The sequence below is a fragment of the Pseudomonas sp. NBRC 111123 genome, assembly GCF_001320205.1.
Classification (GTDB): Bacteria; Pseudomonadota; Gammaproteobacteria; order Pseudomonadales; family Pseudomonadaceae; genus Aquipseudomonas; species Aquipseudomonas putida_J.
On sequence record NZ_BCAZ01000049.1, the window covers coordinates 25,170 to 41,310 of the forward strand.

The 16,141-nt window shown below is 64.2% G+C and carries 15 protein-coding genes and 1 pseudogene; 5 read left to right on the forward strand and 11 right to left on the reverse strand.

The genetic code is table 11. The features are described from left to right. Window positions 1-319: 319 nt before the first annotated feature. Window positions 320-1,327 (forward strand): GlxA family transcriptional regulator, encoded by a 1,008-nt coding sequence (locus APH27_RS21085; protein ID WP_060485826.1) that lies wholly within the window; start codon window positions 320-322, stop codon window positions 1,325-1,327. A 6-nt stretch (window positions 1,328-1,333) separates the two neighbouring features. Here APH27_RS21085 and APH27_RS21090 read toward each other — a convergent pair whose 3' ends face one another. Both APH27_RS21090 and APH27_RS21095 read right to left on the reverse strand, forming a co-directional pair. Beyond that, entirely contained in the window at window positions 1,334-2,005 is a 672-nt protein-coding gene (locus APH27_RS21090; protein WP_027920415.1) for a TetR/AcrR family transcriptional regulator, read from the reverse strand. A 37-nt stretch (window positions 2,006-2,042) separates the two neighbouring features. Continuing rightward, window positions 2,043-2,723 carry a dihydrofolate reductase family protein gene (locus APH27_RS21095; protein WP_060485820.1) on the reverse strand — a complete coding sequence of 227 codons (681 nt, stop codon included), beginning with the start codon at window positions 2,721-2,723 and terminating at the stop codon, window positions 2,043-2,045. Between the two features lie 190 nt (window positions 2,724-2,913). Between APH27_RS21095 and APH27_RS21100 the strand changes: the two genes are divergently transcribed. Further along, entirely contained in the window at window positions 2,914-3,162 is a 249-nt protein-coding gene (locus APH27_RS21100) for a CsbD family protein (RefSeq protein ID WP_060485821.1), read from the forward strand. 24 nt (window positions 3,163-3,186) lie between these two features. Here APH27_RS21100 and APH27_RS26160 read toward each other — a convergent pair whose 3' ends face one another. The 4 genes from APH27_RS26160 to quiC all read right to left on the reverse strand — a co-directional run bounded on the left by APH27_RS26160 (window position 3,187) and on the right by quiC (window position 6,544). Continuing rightward, window positions 3,187-3,324: a DUF2256 domain-containing protein gene (locus APH27_RS26160; protein WP_079230518.1), complete on the reverse strand. Its 138-nt coding sequence runs from the start codon at window positions 3,322-3,324 to the stop codon at window positions 3,187-3,189. Between the two features lie 9 nt (window positions 3,325-3,333). After that, window positions 3,334-3,867 carry a DUF3833 domain-containing protein gene (locus tag APH27_RS21105; RefSeq protein WP_060485822.1) on the reverse strand — a complete coding sequence of 178 codons (534 nt, stop codon included), beginning with the start codon at window positions 3,865-3,867 and terminating at the stop codon, window positions 3,334-3,336. Window positions 3,868-3,879: 12 nt separating this feature from the next. Then, window positions 3,880-4,371 (reverse strand): chalcone isomerase family protein, encoded by a 492-nt coding sequence (locus APH27_RS21110; protein WP_060485827.1) that lies wholly within the window; start codon window positions 4,369-4,371, stop codon window positions 3,880-3,882. A 265-nt stretch (window positions 4,372-4,636) separates the two neighbouring features. Then, entirely contained in the window at window positions 4,637-6,544 is a 1,908-nt protein-coding gene (quiC, locus tag APH27_RS21115; protein ID WP_027920420.1) for a 3-dehydroshikimate dehydratase QuiC, read from the reverse strand. 477 nt (window positions 6,545-7,021) lie between these two features. Between quiC and APH27_RS21120 the strand changes: the two genes are divergently transcribed. Further along, the gene (locus APH27_RS21120; RefSeq protein WP_027920421.1) at window positions 7,022-8,395 is read left to right on the forward strand and encodes an MFS transporter; all 1,374 of its coding nucleotides are present in this window, start codon (window positions 7,022-7,024) and stop codon (window positions 8,393-8,395) included. A 118-nt stretch (window positions 8,396-8,513) separates the two neighbouring features. Here APH27_RS21120 and APH27_RS21125 read toward each other — a convergent pair whose 3' ends face one another. From APH27_RS21125 to APH27_RS21145, 5 genes are all read right to left on the reverse strand, one after another. Further along, a complete protein-coding gene (locus APH27_RS21125; RefSeq protein ID WP_060485823.1) occupies window positions 8,514-9,926 on the reverse strand; it encodes a DOPA decarboxylase in 1,413 nt (470 codons plus the stop codon). Window positions 9,927-10,127: 201 nt separating this feature from the next. After that, on the reverse strand, window positions 10,128-11,072 hold the full coding sequence (locus tag APH27_RS21130) for a LysR family transcriptional regulator (protein ID WP_027920423.1): 945 nt from the start codon (window positions 11,070-11,072) through the stop codon (window positions 10,128-10,130). A 149-nt stretch (window positions 11,073-11,221) separates the two neighbouring features. Further along, entirely contained in the window at window positions 11,222-11,932 is a 711-nt protein-coding gene (locus APH27_RS21135) for a YebC/PmpR family DNA-binding transcriptional regulator (protein WP_027920424.1), read from the reverse strand. A gap of 95 nt (window positions 11,933-12,027) precedes the next feature. Beyond that, window positions 12,028-13,419: an FAD-dependent oxidoreductase gene (locus APH27_RS21140; protein ID WP_060485824.1), complete on the reverse strand. Its 1,392-nt coding sequence runs from the start codon at window positions 13,417-13,419 to the stop codon at window positions 12,028-12,030. A gap of 14 nt (window positions 13,420-13,433) precedes the next feature. Next, window positions 13,434-14,750, reverse strand: a complete 1,317-nt coding sequence (locus APH27_RS21145; protein WP_027920426.1) for an MFS transporter — start codon at window positions 14,748-14,750, stop codon at window positions 13,434-13,436. A gap of 244 nt (window positions 14,751-14,994) precedes the next feature. Here APH27_RS21145 and APH27_RS21150 point away from each other — a divergent pair, with 244 nt between their 5' ends. Together APH27_RS21150 and APH27_RS26475 are read left to right on the forward strand one after the other, a co-directional pair. Continuing rightward, the gene (locus APH27_RS21150; RefSeq protein WP_060485825.1) at window positions 14,995-15,864 is read left to right on the forward strand and encodes a LysR family transcriptional regulator; all 870 of its coding nucleotides are present in this window, start codon (window positions 14,995-14,997) and stop codon (window positions 15,862-15,864) included. A gap of 119 nt (window positions 15,865-15,983) precedes the next feature. Further along, window positions 15,984-16,085: pseudogene (locus APH27_RS26475) on the forward strand (LysR family transcriptional regulator); the annotation flags it as partial. Window positions 16,086-16,141 lie beyond the last annotated feature (56 nt).

Sequence of the window (16,141 nt, forward strand, 5' to 3'; positions counted from 1 at the left end):
GCGTTCGTGCGGGAACAGGGCAAGGCGTTCGCCAACTGCCCGGCCTGAGTAAAGCTTGCAGCAGACGCCACCCTTTGTAGGAGCGGCCTTGTGTCGCGAAAGGGCCGCAGCGCGGCCCCGGCGATCCCGGCGGTGTGGCTGAGATTGGGGCCGCTTTGCGGCCCTTTCGCGACACAAGGCCGCTCCTACAAGGGCTTCGCTTGCTGGCATGGCCCACTTGCCTCAACACGACCTGCAATACGACACGTGCCCGCTGGCGATTGTCTTTCCCGCACGCTGCCGCCACACTCTGCTGGCCAGCCAGGAAGCGGAGTCCAGAGTGCCCACCCCACGCCAGTTCAGCAAGAAGACCAGCACCAGCAACATGCTGCGGCTCAAGGCCAGCGCCGCAAGCCCCGAGGCCCCCTACCGCGTCGACTTCATCCTGCTCGAACATTTTTCGATGGCCAGCTTCACCGTGGCCATGGACGTGCTGGTCACCGCCAACCTGCTGCGCGCCGACAGCTTCCGCTTCACCCCGCTGTCACTCAAGGGTGATCGGGTGCTGAGCGACCTGGGCCTGGAACTGGTCGCCAGCGAGCTGTCCGCCAACGAACTCAAGGAACTCGACCTGCTGATCGTCTGCGGCGGCCTGCGTACGCCGCTGAAATACCCCGAGCTCGACCGTTTGCTGGGCGACTGCGCGGCCCACGGCATGGCCCTGGGCGGGCTGTGGAACGGCGCCTGGTTCCTCGGCCGTGCCGGCGTACTCGACGACTACGGCTGCAGCATCCACCCCGAACAGCGCGCCAGCCTGTCCGAACGCAGCCCGCAAACCCGCATCACCCCGGCCAGCTTCACCCTCGACCGCGACCGCCTCAGCGCCGCCAGCCCCAATGGCGCCATGGAGCTGATGCTCGGCCTGGTGCGCCGCCTGTACGGCGACGGCCTGGCCGAGGGCGTGGAAGAAATCCTGTCGTTCTCTGGCGCGCGCTACCGCCAGGTCGGCCCTGGGGCGAAAAAGTCCATGAGCCTGCACTTGCGCACCATTGTCGAGCTGATGGAAAACAACCTCGAAGAAACCCTCAGCCTCGACCAACTGGCCGCCTACAGCGGCCGTTCACGCCGGCAGATCGACCGGTTGTTCCAGGCCCAGCTCGGTACTTCGCCGCGGCGCTATTACATGGAGCTGCGCATCACCAAGAGCCGCCGCCTGCTGCAGTATTCCGACCTGTCGGTGATGGAAGTGGCAGTGGCTTGCGGCTTCGTTTCGGTGTCGCACTTCAGCAAGTGCTACGCCGCCTACTTCGGCTACCCGCCGTCACGCGAGCAACGGCTGGGCGAGTAAGATAAGTCAGGCGCGGATGTAGCTCAGTACCACGTCGCAGATCATCTGCCGGTGGCGCTGCTTGACCTGCTCGTCGGCCAGGTCGATCTGGAAGATGTCGCCGAAGGTGTGGCGGTTGGACACCCGATAGAAGCAGAACGAGCTCATCAGCATGTGCAGGTCGATGACCTCGATGCCTGGGCGGAACACGCCCGCTTTCACGCCACGCTCCAGGGTGCTGCTCAACGCCTGCAGCACCAGGCTGCTCATCTCGCGGATGGCCGGGGACTTCTTGACGTATTCGCCGTAGTGGATGTTCTCGGTGCAGACCATGCGCACGAAATCGACGTTGCGGTCGTGGTGGTCGAAGGTGAACTCGGCCAACCGGCGAATCGCCTGCTCGGCCGGCAGCGACTCCAGGTCCAGGCTCTGCTCGGTCTTGCGGATATCGCCGTAGAGCTTGACCAGGCACTCGACGTAAAGCTGCTCCTTGCTGCCGAAGTAGTAGTAGATCATGCGCTTGGAAGTGGCCGTGCGCTCGGCGATGGCGTCCACGCGCGCGCCCGCCAGGCCCTGCTGGACGAACTCGTTGATGGCGGCCTGGAGGATGTCCTCGCGGGTTTTCTCGGGGTTGTTCTTGCGCGGTTGGCGCGTAGCCGAGGGTTCAGGCGGGCTGAGGGGGGCTACGGGGTCGGTCATGGGGGCTCACGGGGTGATTATTGGAATTGGGTAGGGATTATCCGTGAGTGGGGGGATGCAGGGAAGCCGGCTCATGGTCGAAGGCTCGCACGTAGCGCAGGTGTGTTGCGTCCGGGGTGTGGAATACCGTGTCGACGCGAAGCTTTGCCACGGGCTCGTGCAGGTTGTCGAACAGGCGCCTGCCACTGCCAAACAGCACCGGGGCCAGGGCAATTTCCAGTTCATCGATGGCATCCATGCGCAAGTACTGCTGTATTACGTCCGCGCCGCCGCAGATGCGAATATCGCGCCCGCCTGCAACTTCCTTCGCCTTGGCGAGGGCTTGCGCTGGCCCATCGTTGCAGAAATGGAACGTCGTGCCGCCTGGGCGCACCCAGGGTTCGCGCTTTTCGTGGGTGAGCACGTATACCGGGCAATGGAACGGAGCTTCTTCCGGCCAACTGCGCTCACCCTGGTCGAACATGCGTTTGCCCATGATGGCGGCACCGGTACGCTCCATGGTATAGCGGAGCCTATCGTTGACCGGGCCGGTTTCGCCGCCCGAGGCGAACATCAGGTTCTCGCGGAAGTACTGCTGCTTGAGGATCCAGCTCATCAACTCCCCCCACCTGGCGCCCCAGTGCTTGTACTCGGGGCTGTCCCAGTGCGCCATATCCATGCCTTCCGGGGCCATGTAGCCATCAAGGGTCAGGCCGATGTTGACGAATACCTTGCTCATCATTGCCCTCTCGCTTCGAAGGGTTCACGTCATCTGACTACATGGCACACAAGCATAGATGACCAGGACTTGAGCCCCGATGACGTGTAATTGCCAATCGGGCTGTTGCGCCATGGAACTAAGCCACAGCCTCAGCCCCCTAATCCTGTGCGATAAGCCCAATGCCATTTACAGGAAGGTTTGATCAATCATGAAACGTGAACAGATCGAAGGTGTAGCAGAGAAAGTAGCCGGCAAAGCGCAGAGCGTAGCTGGCAAGTGGCTGGAAGACCCGGCACTGGAAGCTGAGGGGGATGCGCGCCAGGCATCGGGCCAGCTCACTAAAAGCTATGGTGATGCGCTGGATAACGTTTCGGCTTTTGTAAGGGAGAAACCGCTGACGTCGCTTGCCGTGGCAGCAGGGCTTGCACTGTTTGTCAGCCGCCTGTTGCGGCGCTGATTACCAGCGCAAGGCGCTGGGGCCTCAGACACTGCGCTTGCTTGATCGACGGCAACGTTCAGAACAGTAGCGCACCTGGTCCCAGCACCGCGCCCAGCGCTTGCGCCAGCTGAACGGCAGGCCACAGACGGGGCAGATCTTGCTTGGCACAGGCTTGTTCATCTTCGTGTGTCAATGTGTGCCTGATGGCATACGGCGGAAGAACAAGCTGATCTGCCCGACCTCAACGCCCAGTTTGCTCATCCGGGTGCGGTTGACCAGGGTGTCTTCGTCCATCAGGTACATCCAGTCATCCATGTCCATGGTCCAGTGCCGGCCATCGACCGGCAGGTCCAGCTGATACCGCCACTGCAGGGCATTGCCCGCCACCACGCCAGTTGCCTCGCCAATCACGTCACCAGCGGTGCCGCGCCAGCGGTTCGGGCCGTCGGGGGTCAGCGTCCAGGTGCGCTGCTGGCGCGTGCCATCGCTGTACAGGAAGTGCTCGTCAAGGATCAACCGCTCGCCTTCACGGCGGCTGTCGATGCGCACCTGGAAGCGCTTGACCACTTCGCCTGAGCGCTTCTGGAAAATGCCCCAGGCTTGAACCGGCTGCGAAAAGAACGCAACCAGATCCAGGCGCGGCTGCTCCTGGGCATAGTGCTCGACACCCACCTTGCAACTGCCCAGCAGCAGGCAGGCGACCATAAGCAACGCCTTGTACATACTTCGCCCTCCTCACTCGTTTGCGGCAACCCCCAACAGACGCTCGCGCAGCTGCGCATCGCGGGACCGGGGGTCCAGCCAGATGGCAAAGAACGCACGGGCCAGGACCGGGTCGGTTACTTCCTGGCTGAGCTGGCCATCGACATAGAAGCGGCAACCGTAGCCGGGAAGATACAGCCCGGTGATGCGTGTGCCGGGACGCACATCCACGAAGGCTTCAGTCAGGGTGGCCGCCCATCGCTCGACGGTATCGCTGGCCAATGGTGGCTTCGCCAGCCGTTGCATTTCTTCGATGCTGGCCTGTACCAAGGTGTTCCGGGAAAGCGCCCGGTGGTAGGTCAACTCGAGAGCGAACGGCTCGTTCCACGTCCAAACAGCACCCGCGCGCCACAGGCGGGCGGTGTAGAGACGAAGGCCGAACCAGGTGAAATCGCCGCTGCCGGACAGTTGCGCGGCAGGCAGGGATGAACGCCAGTCTGCAGAGGCGGGCGGAGCCAGGATCATCAGAATGATCAAGGCGAGTGGGTTGATGGCCGACGGTCTGAGTGCCACGGGCGCTGCACCAGGAAGCGATTTCTATACAAGGATAGTTTTATGTATAGCTTTTTGAGGTTTTTTTCTAAGGCCCGGCACTGCTCCTGTGGGAGCGGCGGTGCGGCGATCCGACTTGCCCGCGAACACCGGCGAAGCCGGTGCCCTGCACCGACTCGCCTTTTTCGCGGGCAAGCGCGCTCCCACAGGATGGGGGAACAGGCAACTCAACCGATGATCACAAGACCGGCTTGCGCACCGCCCCGCTACGCCGCTTGGCCATCGCCGCCAGGCGCACCGCGACATTCGCCGCACCATACCCGGCATAGCCACCCTTGCGCTGGATGATCTCGAAGAAGAAGCGCTCTTCGAACGGCTCGGTATACACGTGGAACAGCTCGCCTCCTTGGGCGTCACGGTCGTACAGCACGTTGTAGTACGCAAGTTCGCTGAGGAACTCGTCGTTGAAATCGAAGCGTGCCGCGAGGTCATCGTAGTAGTTCAGCGGGATCTCCAGCAAAGGCACGCCGGACTCCTTCGCCCGCGCCACTTCGCTGAAGATGTCTGCGCAATCGAAGGCGATGTGGTGCACACCCGAACCGCGATAGCTGGACAGCGCATGGGCAATGGCGGTGTTGCGGTTCTCCGAGATGTTCAGCGGCAGGCGCAGGCTGCCGCACTGGCTGCGCAAGGCGCGGCTCTTGACCAGGCCGTACGGGTCGGGCAGCACCACCTCGTCGTCGGCGGCAAAGTCGAACAGGCTCTTGTAGAACAGCACCCAGCTGTCCAGCGACTCTGCTGGCAGCGCCAGGGCCATGTGATCGATACGCTGCAGACCGCCGCTGGCATTGGCGGCCGGGTCCAGGCGGAAGTCGGTGTCGTACAGCGACGGCCCCTCCTTGCCCTGTTCCACCAGGTAGATCAGGCTGCCGTCGGGCGCACGCACGGCCGGCACTTCGCATTCGTTGGGGCCGACCAGGCCACGGAATGGCTGGCCCCGGAAGTCGGTGGCACGCTGCAGCGCAGCATGTTCGTCCTTCACCCGCAGGGCGGTGGCGCACAACGACGGGCCGTGGGCCTCGAAGAAGTTGTGGCCGAAAGAGTACGGCTCGGCATTGAGCACGATGTTGATGTCGTTCTGGCGCAGCAGGCGCACGTCCTTGCTGCGGTGCTTGCCGGCTTCGGCAAAGCCCAGGCGCTTGAGCCAACTGCCCAGGCGCGCGCCGACGGCCTCGTCGACGGCGAATTCGAGGAATTCCACGCCGTCATAGGCGCTGGCAGCCGGCGGGGTGAACAGCACGCCCGGCTCTATGGCAGTACCTTCCTGCTCCAGGCGCAGGCGGGTCTGCTCTTCGAGGTACAGCAGCGAGCGCAGGCCGTCGGCGGCATTCTGCCGTGGCGGCGCGGCGCGGAAGCCGTCATTGAAGATTTCCAGCGACAGCGGGCCGCGGTAGCCGGTGGCGAGGATCGGCGCAAGGAAGCCGGCCAGGTCCATTTCGCCCTGGCCCGGGAAGTTACGGAAGTGGCGGCTCCACTCCAGCACATCCATGTTCAGGATTGGCGCGTCGGCCATCTGCACGAAGAAGATCTTGTCGCCGGGGATGTCGCGGATCGCCGCCGGATCGCCTTTGAGCGACAGGGTGTGGAAGCTGTCGAGAATCACCCCCAGCGCCGGGTGGTCGGCCTGGCGCACCAGGTTCCACACTTGCTGGTAGGTATTGACGTGGCGGCCCCAGGCCAAGGCTTCGTAGCCGATGCGCAGGCCGCGTTTGCCGGCGTGCTCGCCGAGCAGGCGCAGGTCATCCACCAGGATCTGTTCATCACCCAGGGCATCGGCCTGGACGTTGCTGCACACCAGCACCAGGTCGGTGCCCAGCTCTTGCATCAGGTCGAACTTGCGCTCGGCGCGGTCGATGTTCTTCTGCAGGCGGTCGCGGCGGCAACCCTCGAAATCACGAAACGGCTGAAACAGGGTGATGGCAATGCCAAGGTCGGCGCACATCTGCCGCACTTCACGCGGGCTGCCGGCGTAGTACAACAGGTCGTTCTCGAAGATCTCGACGCCGTCGAAACCGGCGGCGGCGATGGCTTCGAGCTTTTCCGGCAGGGTGCCGCTCAAGGACACGGTGGCTATCGAACGCTGCATGGAGGAGTTCCTTGTTATTGGACGGACGACGGGCCGAAACCCCACGGGGTTCCTGGCACTGTTGATTATTCGCAGGTACAGTCTGCCCGGCAATCTGTTTGTACGGAATGGTTAGTTTTGCGTTCGATTACCGCACAAAACCGATTTTGGCGAATTGATTCACTGCCAACCCTAAGCAAACATGAACCCAGACGCAGGCACACCGACCGCCCTCTTCTGCCCCGACGGTCGCTCGGCACAACCTGCGCAGACACGCCCAACGTCACAACATAATAAGTTCAATAAACCGGGTACCGACCTATGCACACCTCCATCGCCTTGCGATCCGCACCTGCTCGTTCGTCCTCCCTTTGCAGACACCGCCTGCGATCGCTCGCGCTATAACGCACGCCCTACTCCCGACAAGCGATCGCACCCCTCTGGCCGCCCTTGGCGACGCCAGCCGTGCGGCGACCTACAAGAACAACGGAGACAACGATGGCCCACTCAAGCTCTCAAGCCAAGAAAGCGACCGCCAGCGGATGGATTGGCTCGGCACTCGAATACTACGATTTCTTCATCTATGCCCAGGCTGCGGCGCTGATCTTCCCGCAGATCTTCTTCCCCAACACCGACCCGAAAATGGCCATCATCGCCTCGCTGGCTACCTATGGTGTGGGCTACCTGGCGCGCCCGGTCGGGGCCTTTGTGCTTGGCCATTGGGGTGACACCCGCGGGCGCAAGAACGTGCTGCTGCTGTGCATGTTCCTGATGGGCCTGTCGACCATGGCCGTCGGCCTGCTGCCGACCTACCACGACATCGGCCTGCTGGCCCCGGCCTTGCTGGTGGTGCTGCGCCTGGTCCAAGGCTTTGCCGTGGCCGGCGAAATCTCCGGGGCCAGTTCGATGATCATGGAACATGCCCCGTTCGGCCGGCGTGGCTACTACGCCAGCTTCACCCTGCAGGGTGTGCAGGCCGGCCAGGTGCTGGCGGCGGCGGTGTTCCTGCCACTGGCTTACTTCATGCCCAGCGAAGCCTTCAACGACTGGGGCTGGCGAATTCCGTTCCTGATGAGCGCCTTCGTGCTGGTCGCAGGCTTCATCATCCGTAAGGAAGTGCACGAAACCCCGGCGTTCGTGAAGGAAGAGAAACAGGACAAGGTTGCCAAGTCGCCGATCAGCGAAGCCTTCCGCCACAGCTGGAAGCACATGGTGCTGGTGATGTTCATGGCCCTGATGAACGTGATCCCGGTGGTCGCCACCATCTTCGGCGCGGCCTACGCGGTGCAGCCGGCCTATGGCATCGGCTTCGACAAGAGCGTGTACCTGTGGATTCCGGTGGTGGGCAACATCGTCGCGGTGCTGGTGATTCCGTTCGTGGGCAACCTGTCCGACAAGATCGGCCGCCGCCCGACCATGATCGCTGGCTGCCTGGGCTCTGGCCTGCTGGCGTTCGTCTACCTGTATGCGATCAGCATCCAGAACGTGCCGATGGCCTTCGCCGCGTCGATCGTGATGTGGGGCATGGTCTACCAGGGCTACAACGCGGTGTTCCCGAGCTTCTATCCAGAGCTGTTCCACACCCGCTATCGCGTATCGGCCATGGCCATCGCACAGAACATCGGCACCATGCTGACTGCCATGCTGCCGGCGCTGTTCGCCCTGGTGGCGCCACCGGGCTCGGACAACATTCCGCTGGTGATCGGTGGCCTGGCGTTCTTCATCACCTGCGTGTGTGCACTGGCGGCCTACATTGCGCCGGAGACCCACCGCATGGCGATGGAAGACCTGGGTAATCCAGACGCCAAGCCGATGGACAAAGATGCCTTTGAGGCCAGCCGCAAGGGTAGCTTTCAGGCTGTGAGCCACTGATAAATCGCAAAGGGCCGCCTTGCGGCCCATTCGCGGGCAAGCCCGCTCCCACAGGGATATCACAGGCCTGTGGAAGCGGGCTTGCCCGCGAATGGGCTGCAAGGCAGCCTCAGCGATATCAGCCTGCAACCACGTCCTGCAGGTTCCGCCAAAGCTTCTCCAGATGCTCCCGCTCGGTCGGCAAGGCCCCCACCGAAACCCGCACCATCCACCGCCCTTCCAGCGTCGCCGGCGTCACATACGCCACCCCGGACGCATTCAACCGCTCAGCCCAAGCCTTGGTATGCGCATCCAGCGCCTCCCCTTCCACCCCCACCGGCCGATGGCGAATGCACAACGTCTGCAACTGCACCGGCGCCAGCACTTCCCACTCCGCTGCCGCTTCCACCTGTTGCGCCAGCCAGCGCGCATTCTCCAGGTCCCGCCGCAGGCGCTGCTGCAACGCCTCGACCCCTTCGCTGCGCAACATGAACCACAACTTCAACGCACGGAACCGCCGCCCCAGTGGAATCCCCCAATCCCGCAGGTTCTTCACCTCACCATCCACCGCCGATTGCAAATAACTCGGGTTGGTGCTCATCACCCGGATCAGGTGCTGTGGATCGCGCACGTAGTAAATCGAACAATCGAACGCCACACCCAGCCACTTGTGCGCATTGACTACCACCGAGTCGGCCAGCTCGATGCCATCCCACATCCAGCGGCATTCCGGCAGGATCATCGCCGAGCCGGCCATGGCCGAGTCGACATGCAGCCACAGCCCGTTGGCCTGGGCGATTTCGCCGATCGGGCGCAGCGGGTCGAGGGCGGTGGTGGTCGTGGTGCCCGTGGTGGCGACCACGGCACACGGCTGGTTGCCGGCTGCCAGGTCCTGTTCGATGGCAGCCTGCAGCGCCTCCGGGCGCATGACGAACTGCTCGTCGGTGGCGATCAGGCGGATGTTGGCGCGACCGAAACCGGCCAGCAGTGCGGCCTTGTCCACCGAGCTGTGGGCATGGGCACTGACATAGACGATCAGCGGCTTGGCCTCGGCCTGCAGGCCGCCACGTACCAGTGCATAGTCGGTGGCGCGCTCACGGGCACTGATCAGCGCCACCAGGGTGCTGGTGGATGCGGTGTCCTGGATCACCCCGCTCCACTGGGCCGACAGGCCGAGCAGCTGGCGCAGCCAGTCAAGGGTGGTTTCCTCCAGCTCGCTCAGCGCCGGGCTGGATTGCCACGACAGGCCCAGCACACCGAGGCCGGTGCTGAGGAAGTCGCCGAGCACCGACGACAGGGTGCCGTTGGACGGAAAGTAGCCGTAGAAATCCGGGTGCTGCCAGTGCGACAGGCCAGGCATGACCAGTCGATTGACGTCTTCAAGGATGGCTTCGAACGGCTCGCCCTGCTGTGGGGCGCCTTGTGGCAACTGGGCCTTGAGGTAGCCCGGCTCGACCTGCGCCATGACCGGGCGCTCACCGACGGATTGGCGGTAGTCGGCGATCAGGTCGATCAGCTGGTGGCCGTACTGGCGGAATTGTTCTGGGGTCACGCGCGCTCTCCTGTGGCTTATCTTCTGTCTGCGCCGGCCTTTGCGCGGGTAAACCCGCTTCCACAGGATCACCACAGGTCTTCAGAGCAGTGGAACACCTGTGGGAGCGGGTTTACCCGCGAAGAGGCCGGCGCAGACCACACAATGCCCCCAGTCTAGGCGCCTGCGCCCAGGCAGATAACCCCGCTTTGCGCATACCTGCTATGGCAATTGCGCAACGGCGCCCTGCACACCGAACTGCGACTGGCGCCACAGCTCGAACACCCGGTTACGCAACCAGCGGTGCTCGGCCGAAGCCTGCAAGCGCTGATGCCACACCACCCAATAGCGCTGGGTATGCTCGACAAACCCCAACGGCCGCCACGCCAGCCCATGCAGGCGGCACAGCTGCCGGGCGATGTGCTCGGGCACGGTGGCCAGCGCCTGGCTGTTGCCGAGCACCTGCACGGTGGCCGAGAAGAACGGCACTTCCAGGCTGATCCGCCGCTGCAAACCCTGGGCGCGCAGGTGGCGATCGATGAAGCTGTCCTTGTCGCCACCGCCGGAAATGCGCACGTGCTTATAGGCCAGGTAATCGTCCTGCCCAAGCACCTGCAGAGCGGTCAACGGATGATCCCGGCGCATCAGGCACACTGCGCGGTCTTCACCGAGCAGGCGACCATGCAGGTTGGGCGGCGATTCGTCGAACAAGGTGGTGGCCAGGTCGATCTCGCCGCTGGCCAGCAAGGCGTACTGCCCCGCCTGCCAGGTGCGGTAGTCAATGGACACCCCCGGCGCTTCCTGCTCCAGCGCAGCCACCAGCAGCGGCAGCATGTGCTCGGCCACGTAGTCGGAGGCGGCCAGGCAAAAGCGCCGCTCGCAGCGGGCCGGGTCGAAGGTGGCGGGTTGGCGCAGAGCCTGGAGCTCTTCGAGCACCTGGCGCAGGGGCTCGACCAGCGCCTCGGCGTGTTCGCTGAGCACATAGCCGCGGCCTTGGCGTACCAGCAGCGGGTCGTCGAAGGCTTCACGCAGATGGGCCAGCTGGCGGCTCAGGGCCGATTGGCTGACGCCCAGGCGGTCGGCGGCGTGGCTGAGGTTCTTGAGCTGCAGGAGGCAGTCGAGGGTGCGCAGGTGGGCGAGGCTGAGGGAGGCGAAGGTGGGGTTCATCGGTGTTCGGCTCCGGATTGCTGGCGAGGGCTTCGCCCTCGTGTCGCGACACAAGGCCGCGCCTACAGGACAGCGCCACACTTGACAGCGGCGCTGTACCTGTCGGAGCAGCCTTGTGTCGCGAAAGGGCCGCAAAGCGGCCCCAGCGATTAAGCGGTCAGGCCAACGTAGACGTTCTGCACGTCATCGTTCTCGTCGATCGCTTCGAGGAACGCCTCAACCTCGGCCAGCGCTTCAGCACTCAGGCTGGCCGCGCTCACCGGGTTTTTCGGGGTGTAGCCGATCTTTGCCGAAGTAACAGTGAAGCCATGGTCCGGCAGCGCCTTCTGCACGGCATCCAGGTCGGTGGTATCGGTGATGAACAGGGTCGAACCCTCTTCTTCACCTTCCTCGAAGTCCTGGGCACCGGCTTCGATGGCGGCCATTTCCGGGTCGGCATCGCCTTCCGGAGTGGCTTCGATCAGGCCGACGTGGTTGAAGTCCCAGGTCACCGAGCCGCTGGCGCCCAGCTGGCCCTTGCGGAACAGCACGCGGATCTGGGCCACGGTGCGGTTGACGTTGTCGGTCAGGCACTCGACGATCAGGGGCACCTGGTGCGGGGCGAAGCCCTCGTAGCTGACGGCATGGTACTGCACCGCCTCGCCGTCCAGGCCTGCGCCTTTCTTGATCGCACGCTCAAGGGTCTCACGGGTCATCGACGCTTTCTTGGCCTGGACGATGGCCAGGCGCAGGCGCGGGTTCATGTCCGGATCGGCGCCGGACTTGGCCGCGATCTGAATTTCCTTGGCCAGCTTGCCCATGATCTTGCCCTTGGCGTTGGCAGCTGTTTCTCTATGTTTGGCTTTCCACTGTGCGCCCATGTCGACTCTCTTTGTTTCAACGGCCGGTTCAGGAAGCGACCGGCCAAAAGTGGGAGCAGTTTATACGCCCTCGGGCAGTGGATCGACAAGAAATCTCATGCTTTGTCAGCCTTGCCCGCCGCCGCCGCGAAACGCGCCAGGCGCACATCCAGCCGGCGCGGCCGAACGCCACGGTCTTCGGCGTGCTCCTTGCGACGGATGGCGTTGCGCACCATCAGCGAGCCGAGGTAGCGGATAGGCTCGGGCGGGAACAGCCCCAGCGGCCCCTTGACCAGAGGCGAACGGGTCCACGGGTTGTCCAGGCCCAGCGCCAGCGACGACAGGATCTGCCCGCCCATGTGGCACGGCCCGACCCCGCTGCCGGAATAACCGAAGCCATAGAACACATTGCCCTGCCCATCCAGCTTGCCGAAGAACGGCAACCCGGTCACCGAGCGGTCCGACGGGCCGTTCCAGCTGGCCGCGAGCGGGACCTGGGCCAACGCCGGGAAGAATTCACCGAGGCTTTCGCGCAGCAGCGGCCGGTACGGCGATGGCTGGTCGAACACCGGCAACATGCGCCCGCCATAGGCGAAGGTGTTGCCGCCCTTGCCAAGCATCAGCCGGCCATCACTGGTGTTGTGGTAGTAGTGGACGAAAATCCGTGAGTCGAGCACGCTGACCCCGGTGTTCAAGCCGATCTCGCGCAGCAGTTCGGGGCAAGGTTCGGTGATCACCATGTCACTGGAGACAATCGCCACGCTGCGCTCGAACTGCGGGAAGGCCCGCGCCATCCAGGCATTGAGGCCGAGCACCACGCGGTCGGCGCGAATCGTACCGCCGGCGGTACGCACCTGGGCCGGGGCGCCATGTTCCAGGCCGGTCATGGCCGTGCCTTCATAGATGCGCACCCCGCGCTGCAGGGCGACCCGGCGCAAACCGCGCACCAGCTTGCCCGGCTGCACCGTGGCGGCGGCTGGCGAGAACCAGCCCTCCAGGTGCCGCGTCGAACCAGCCAGCTGCTGGACCTGGTCCAGTGGCAGGCGCTCGAACGAATTGATCCCCTTCTGCTGCAGCGCCGCAATCACCGCATCGGTGCCACCGACCTGAGCCTGGTTGGTGGCTGTGTACAAGGTGCCGTCCAGGCGGTAGTCGCAATCGATGCCATTGGCCGAACAGAACGCACCGATGGCCCCGATGCTGCGCTCCGACTCGCGTACCAGGCGCACCGCCTCGGCCACCCCGAACAGGCGTTCGAGGGTGAAGTACTTGGCCGACCACGACAATGCACACCCGCCATTGCGGCCACTGGCACCGGCGCCGCAGATGTCGGCCTCGATCAGCACCACGTCCAGCGCCGGCACCGCCTCTTTGAGCATCAGCGCGGTCCACAAGCCGGTGTAGCCCCCGCCGACGATGCACACATCGCAGCGGGCATCGCCTTCAAGGGGCGGGCACACCGCGTCCTGCTCCGATTCCAGGGCCTGTTGCAGCCAAAAGGGTCTCATTCGCTCGCTTTCCTTCAGGTACGCAGTGGCTTGATCGCCATGCTGGTATTGGGTGCCACGTCATTGGCCTGGGGCGTACCGGCCGGGCGGCTGTTCCAGTGCGGCAGCAGCACAAGGGCCGAGAACAGCGCGCAACCGGCGAACACGATGAACACCGTGACGCTGTCGAAATAGCCCGGCAGCAAGCCGCCGAGCACCGCGCCCACCGAGCCGCAGCCGTTGACGAAGCCCGCGGCGGTGGCGCCGGCCTTGGCCGTGCCGAAATCGATCGCCGCCGCGCCGCTGATCATCGAGTCCGGCCCGTACAGGGTCAGGCCCATGACAAACAGCAAGGCCACCACCATCACGATGCTGCCGGTGTGCATGGCCGCCATGAACGCTGCCAGGGTCACGGTCAGCAGCACCAGGCTGATCACGCAGGCCGGCATGCGCCGGGCGCCGAACAGCTTGTCCGAAGCCAGGCCGATGATGATCGGGCCGAGCAGCCCCGCCAGTTCAAAAGCGGTGGGGATGATCGCCGCGCCGACCTTGCCGACCGAAGGCATCTGCTCGAAGACGATCACCGGGCCCCACAGCAGGATGGCGTAGCGCGCAGGTTTCAACAGGAAATAGGCCAGGCCCAGGGTCAGCACGGTGCGGTTGCGCAGGATCTCGCGCAGCGGCGCCCATACGCTGCACAGGTTGCCACCCGGAGCCATGCTCTGCGGCTCTGGTTCGACCGCCGGCAGGCCGACGTCTTCCGGCTTGTTGCGCTGCAGGAAGAAGAACAGCACGGCCACACCGGCCACCACCGCAGCACTGGAGAAGAACGCGGCATGCCAGGTGCCTACCAGGGTATACGCCCACCAGCCGGCGAACGGCGAAGCGACCAGGCCGCCGAAGGCGTAGCACGAACTCCACAGCCCCAGCACTCGCCCGCGCTGCGAGGCCGGGAAGAAGCTGCCGATGTTCTTGCACAGCCCGGCCCAGCCGGTGGATTGCGCCAGGCCCTGGATCAGCATGCAGGTGGCGAAGATCGGGAAGGTCGCGTAACTGCCCATCACCACCGCGGCCACCGCCGAGATCAGCAAGCCGCCCAGCACCACCACGCGCGGGCCGAAACGGTCGGCAAGCATGCCCCAGGTGAACTGGCCCACGGCGTAGGCGGCCAGGTAGATGGCGTCGAGGTTGGCCATCGCGGCCTTGTCGAGCATGAATGTCGGGTCTTCACCGATGCCGAGCTTGGCCACCGAAAAGGCCTTGCGGGTGAAGTAGAAGGCGGCGTAAGCCAGCCAGGTGATAGCAAAAATCTGGATGCGCCAGCGTTTCATCGCGGCTAGTGACTGATTCATTGACTCTGACCTCTTGCTCAAGTGTGCCGGCAGATTGTTAAAAAACGCCTGTCTTGTTGTTGTGTTGCGCACTGCATGACGAAGGCTCGTCATCTGGTCAGATGGCACCGGTGTGCGGGCCATGGCCCGGCCGCTGCTCATGGCGGCGGCCTCGGGTTGAAACGTATGGAAACAGTTGCTGACTGATAAATAAAATCGATTTATCGTATTTCACACATAAGTTCAGCTTGTTACTGGAGTCGGCATGTCGGTTTCCCACGCTCAACTCAAGGCGTTCCATGCGGTAGCCGTGCATGGCAGCTTCACCCGCGCGGCGCAAAAACTGTTTCTGACCCAGCCGGCGGTGTCCGACCAGGTGCGCAAGCTCGAGGAGCGCTTCGGCGTGCTGCTGTTCCACCGCAACAAGCGCTCGGTGCAATTGACCGACCTGGGCGAGCGCCTGCTGGGTATCAGCCAGCGCCTGTTCGCCTGCGAGGCCGAGGCCCATGACCTGCTGCAGGATTCACGTGCCCTGCACACCGGCAGCCTGGTACTGGCGGTGGATGCGCCGGTGCACGTGCTGCCGCAGATCGCCCGCTTCTGCCAACGCTACCCGGGCATCCAGGTCAAGGTCGAAACGGGCAACACCGATGAGTCGCTTTCACGGCTGTTCAGCTACCAGGCCGACCTGGCGTTGCTCGGGCGCGATGTCGATGACGAGCGGCTGTACTGCGTGCCGCTGCGCCGCGACCCGATGGTGGCGTTCGTCTCGCACAACCACCCGTGGGCCAGCCGCGGCTCGATCAACCTGGCGGACCTGGACGACACGCCACTGGTGCTGCGCGAGCCGGGGTCGGTGACGCGGCAGACGCTGGAAGAAGAGATGCAGCGCGCAGGCTTGCGCATTCGCCCGGCAATCCAGGTGGAAGGACGCGAGGCAGCGCGCGAGGCCGTGGTGGTGGGGATTGGCGTGGGGGTGGTGTCGGCAGCCGAGTTTGGCGCGGATGCACGGGTGTGTGCATTGCCGATTGTCGATTGCCAGCGGCACCTGACCGAGACCTTGGTGTGCCTGAGTGAACAGCGTTCACGGCGGGTGGTGGCGACCTTCCTGCAGATGGTTCAGGAAGGGTTGTAGGGCTGTACCGGCCCTTTCGCGGCTAAAGCCGCTCCCACAGGTACTGCACTGGTTTCACAAACTATGCAGTACCTGTGGGAGCGGCTTGAGCCGCGAAGAGGCCGGCACAGGCAACCCAAGATTGCCAGCGGCACCTGACCGAGACCTTGGTGTGCCTGAGCGAACAGCGTTCACGGCGGGTGGTGGCGACCTTCCTGCAGATGGTTCAGGAAGGGTTTTAGGGCTGTACCGGCCCTTTCGCGGCTAAAGCCGCTCCCACAGGTACTGCACTGGTTTT